General features: G+C 69.9%; 6 protein-coding genes. 1 reads left to right on the top strand and 5 read right to left on the bottom strand.

The window, feature by feature from the left end; translation table 11 throughout:
- Nucleotides 1-158: 158 nt before the first annotated feature.
- Nucleotides 159-2,096, bottom strand: a complete 1,938-nt coding sequence (locus tag HUV01_RS13265) for a prolyl oligopeptidase family serine peptidase (protein ID WP_174298698.1) — start codon at nucleotides 2,094-2,096, stop codon at nucleotides 159-161.
- Nucleotides 2,097-2,196: 100 nt separating this feature from the next.
- Between HUV01_RS13265 and HUV01_RS13260 the strand changes: the two genes are divergently transcribed.
- Entirely contained in the window at nucleotides 2,197-2,379 is a 183-nt protein-coding gene (locus HUV01_RS13260; protein ID WP_174298697.1) for a hypothetical protein, read from the top strand.
- 73 nt (nucleotides 2,380-2,452) lie between these two features.
- On the opposite strand, the gene HUV01_RS13255 is transcribed toward HUV01_RS13260, so the two are convergent.
- The 4 genes from HUV01_RS13255 to HUV01_RS13240 form a co-directional block, all read right to left on the bottom strand.
- A complete protein-coding gene (locus HUV01_RS13255) occupies nucleotides 2,453-2,878 on the bottom strand; it encodes an OsmC family protein (protein WP_174298696.1) in 426 nt (141 codons plus the stop codon).
- Between the two features lie 103 nt (nucleotides 2,879-2,981).
- Nucleotides 2,982-3,203: a hypothetical protein gene (locus HUV01_RS13250; RefSeq protein ID WP_174298695.1), complete on the bottom strand. Its 222-nt coding sequence runs from the start codon at nucleotides 3,201-3,203 to the stop codon at nucleotides 2,982-2,984.
- Between the two features lie 69 nt (nucleotides 3,204-3,272).
- Nucleotides 3,273-3,482 carry a cold-shock protein gene (locus HUV01_RS13245; protein ID WP_174298694.1) on the bottom strand — a complete coding sequence of 70 codons (210 nt, stop codon included), beginning with the start codon at nucleotides 3,480-3,482 and terminating at the stop codon, nucleotides 3,273-3,275.
- A 212-nt stretch (nucleotides 3,483-3,694) separates the two neighbouring features.
- The coding region (locus HUV01_RS13240; protein ID WP_174298693.1) for a DUF3597 domain-containing protein at nucleotides 3,695-3,995 on the bottom strand (301 nt) is incomplete at its 5' end.

Here is a 3,995-nt window from a genome sequence, read left to right as displayed (position 1 = left end):
GACCGGCCGCCGGGCCGGTGACGGCGGCCACGACGATCCAGCCTCCGCACGCCGCGACCGGCAGGCCCCTGTCCGGCCCGCTGCCCGACCCGGGGATACTCGACCGGTGGAAGGACTCGGGCAAGCCGCTGCACTGAAGCGCGGGGCCGTCGTCCCGGCTATTTCGCCGCGGGCCTGGTCAGATACCGGCTGAACCACGCGAGGCTTCGCTTCGAGATGTCCGCCCCTTGCGTCGGCACGCAATGGCCCGCGTCGGGATAGATCACCAGGCTGCTGTCCACGCCCTGCGCCCTCAAGGCGTGCCACCATTCGATCGACTGGGTCGGCGGCACCTCGATGTCGCGCTCGCCGACGTAGATGAAGGTGGGCGTGTGCGCGGTCGCGACGTGATAGACCGCCGACACGTCCTCATACGCCTTGTGATCGTCGTAGGCGGTCTTGCCGAAGAACGGCGTCATCCACTGGTCGATGCCGTTGGTGCCGTAATAGCTGATCCAGTTCGACAGGCCCGCGCCCGCGACGATCGCCTTGAAGCGGTTGGTCTGGGTATTGGCCCACATCGCCATGAACCCGCCATAGCTGCACCCGGTCATGCCCAGCCGCGCATCGTCGATCGGCGCCGCCCTTTCCGCCGCGTCGACGCCCGCCAGTATGTCGCGCAGGTCGCCGCCGCCAAAATCGCGCCGGTTGGCGGCGGTGAACGCCTCTCCCTGGCCATAGGAGCCGCGCGGGTTGGGCAGGAACAGCGCATAGCCAGCGTCGATCGCGGCGGTGGACAGGCCCTTGTCGTAATAGCGCGGGCTGCTCGCCGCGGACGGGCCGCCGTGGACGGCGACGATCATCGGCATCTTCGCGGCCGGATCGGCGCCCAGCGGCGACAGCAGCCAGCCCTGCACGGTGAAGCCCTCGTTCCGCCAGCTGATCGAGCGCGCGGCGACATGCGCGGGGGCGGCGTCGTTGTCGTGCGTGACCTGCACGGGCGCGAGCGCCGGGCCGGCATAGATGGCGGGTGCGTGGGTAAAGTCCTGAACCACCGTAGCGGAGCGTAGGCCGTCCGCGGAGAAGGCAACCTTTCCATCGCCGGCGGCCAGGCTGACCGGCTGGCTGAAGCCCGATGCCGGGGCCTTGCCGGGCGACAGCGCCACGATCTGCATCCTGTCGCCGGCCAGCGCCACCGCCTGCAGGCCCGCCGCCGTCCAGTCGAGCGAGGTGAACGTCATCGCCGCGCCGCGCGTGACGTCGGTCGGCGCGCCGCCCGCCAGCGGCACCGTCCACACATCCCCGCCGACCGAGCCGAAATCGCTCATCAGCCCGCCGATATAGGCGACCGTCTTCCCGTCCGGCGACACGCGCGGAAAGTCCACCTGAGTCGCGGGTTTCGCCACGGACGTGACCGCGCCGGTCGCAGCGTCGATCCGGTCGATCGTCGCGACCCACCAGTTGTTGTCGCCGTTGCCGAGCGCGGTCGTGGCGACGAAGCCGGCGCCGTCGGGCGTCCAGTCGTATTCGTAGACGAAGCGGCCAGCGGGGCTGACCGGCGCCACCGCCGCGGCCGCGAGCGGCGCGGCGCCGAGCGGAAAGACGGCGATCCGCTGGTCGTCGTTGGTCTCGCCGATCTCGCCCACCTGGCGCACGCCGGCCTGCGTCGCGCCGGTCTCCTTGGCGGCGCCGATCGTCACCAGCAACGCGATCCGCTTGCCGTCCGGTGAGAAACGCGGGGTGGCGGCGAGGCCGGCGATCGTGGCGACAGGCGTCGTCCGGCCGTTCTCGGCGACCTCCAGCGTCGCGGTGCGCGCCGTCCGGTCGCGCGCGACGAAGGCCAGCCTGTCACCCGACCCGAACACCAGCCCCGAATAGCTGCACGTCGGACACGGATCGAGCGTCCCAAGGACGTGACCGTCCGCCGCCGAGCGCAACGTGACGACGCCGTGGCCCCCACTCCCACCACCGCCGCCGTCTCCGCCCTCCACCGTCGCGATCCGGTCGCCGGCGCGGGAGATCGCCAGCCCGCCATAGCCGTGGATCGGGGCGGCAAGCGCGGGTGCGGCGATGGTCGTGGCGGCGGTCAGGAACAGCGAAAGGGTCGAGCGGCGCATGGTCTTCTCCGAAAGCAGCGTCCGGGTTACCAGCTTATGCTCGGCCGGCAAGGGAGCGCGGCGGCGTCGGCGCGCGTTACCGCCGCCAAGGAGAATGACCATGCCGACCCCCAAGCTTGCCCCAGCCCCCGCCGCCGACGGTCCCGCGACCGGAACGGGACATCCCGATCCATCCACCGAGCTCCAGCGCGACGGCGACGCGCGCCACCCGTCCGAGCATCTCGACAAGGGACAGCAGAGCAGGGAGACGATCCCGCGGAAAAGCTCGCTGCTGGGCGACTGATCCCGCACGCCGCCGCCGTGGCGCCCAAGGCGTTACCCGGACGTTTTGCAAGGTCCGACCAGATGCGGCTATCTCAGGCCAGCGTGTGCGTCAGCGTGATGTCGGCGTTCAGCAGCTTGGAGATCGGGCAATTGGCCTTGGCCTCCGCGGCGATCCGCTCGAACTCGGCCGGCTCGATTCTCGGCACGGAGGCGGTCAGCGTCAGCTCCGATCGCGTGACCTTGAAACCGTCGCCGTCCTTGTCGAGCGTCACGGCCGCGCCCGTCTGCAACGTACCGTCCTTGAACCCCGCGCCGGCAAGCGCGAACGACAGCGCCATCGTGAAGCAGCTGGCGTGCGCCGCGGCGATCAGCTCCTCGGGATTGGTGCCCTTCTCGTCGCCGAAACGCGTGGAAAAGCCATAGGGCGTCTCGTCGAGCACGCCGGACTGGGCGGTGATATGGCCGGCGCCGGATTGGCCGAGGCCATCGTAGCGGGCACTGGCGGTACGGGTCGTCATGGTCGGAACTCCGAATGAGGACGGCGGGGAAAAGGATGGGAGGCTGACTAGGTCTGCCGGCCCCAACGCGCCGATCGCCGCGATCCGCTGCGGTCGCGCAAGATCATTCCGCGGCGAGCGCGGTCTGGGCGGAAGCGACGGCCTCGCGGGTCGCGGCCTCGCGGGTCAGCCGCATGGTCTGGGTGCGTTCGGCGCGATCCGCCATCGTCGACCAGGCCTTGGCGGCGCGCTCGCACCGGTCGCGCACGTTGTCGAGCGTCGCGGCATCGGCGTTGGCCTGTTCTTCCTCGGCACGGGCACGGAAGAAGTCTGGATTGTCGTTCATGCGGCCGTGCCCCTGCGGTCTTGAGAGAAGATGGCGGCCCCGCGCTGCGGGACCGCCATCGGTATCATATCAATCGGCCGCCTGGAGATTGACCGCGCTGGTCTTGCCGCGACGGTCCTGCTCCAGTTCGTAGGTCACGCGCTGGTTCTGGTTCAGCGTCTGCATCCCCGCGCGCTCGACGGCGGAGATGTGGACGAACGCATCGGCGCCACCACCCTCGGGAGCGATGAAGCCATAGCCCTTGTCGGCATTGAAGAACTTGACGGTACCGGTAGTCATGGGATGTTCCTTCTTTCAAGGGGCGGACCGGAGTCCCGGTCGCCCGGAGCCGTGGCAGCAGGGAAAGAAGGAAGAAGGAGCCGCAAAGCGCCATAGACCGTCGATATGCGACTGTAGCGAAAAGCATATGGGCCGGAGCGCGCCGGATTGCAACCCGCCGCGCTCCGTCCCTTCGCCCGGCCCGTCGCCTGGCCAGCCGACCCGTCGCCGGTTCAGCCCTTCAGGTCGGCCGGCACGGTGCCGCCGTTCTTCTCAAGCTCGGTCATCACCGCCTTGTGCAGCCAGATGTTCATCGCCGCCGATCCGTCCCTGGCGCCCGCATAGCCAAGCTCGGTCGCGAGCTGCTCGCGGTTCGACAGGCTGGCGTCGAGGTCCAGCAGCTTCATCAGGTCGACGATCGACGTCTGATAGTTGAGGTGCGGGCTCCCCTTCGCGGCGGAGATCTGCGCCAGCACGGCGCCGACGTCGACCGGCTGCTGCGGCGCGGCCGGCGCCGGCGCGGCCGCGGGAGCG

It is taken from the genome of Sphingomonas bacterium, assembly GCF_903643035.1.
Taxonomy (GTDB): Bacteria; Pseudomonadota; Alphaproteobacteria; order Sphingomonadales; family Sphingomonadaceae; genus Sphingomonas.
This window is presented reverse-complemented; position numbering and strand designations above follow the sequence as displayed.

Excerpts from the sequence above, each read along its gene's own strand:
- HUV01_RS13265 (WP_174298698.1), bottom strand. The coding sequence starts at position 2,096 with ATGCGCCGCTCGACCCTTTCGCTGTTCCTGACCGCCGCCACGACCATC.
- HUV01_RS13260 (WP_174298697.1), top strand. The coding sequence starts at position 2,197 with ATGCCGACCCCCAAGCTTGCCCCAGCCCCCGCCGCCGACGGTCCCGCG.
- HUV01_RS13255 (WP_174298696.1), bottom strand. The coding sequence starts at position 2,878 with ATGACGACCCGTACCGCCAGTGCCCGCTACGATGGCCTCGGCCAATCC.
- HUV01_RS13250 (WP_174298695.1), bottom strand. The coding sequence starts at position 3,203 with ATGAACGACAATCCAGACTTCTTCCGTGCCCGTGCCGAGGAAGAACAG.
- HUV01_RS13245 (WP_174298694.1), bottom strand. The coding sequence starts at position 3,482 with ATGACTACCGGTACCGTCAAGTTCTTCAATGCCGACAAGGGCTATGGC.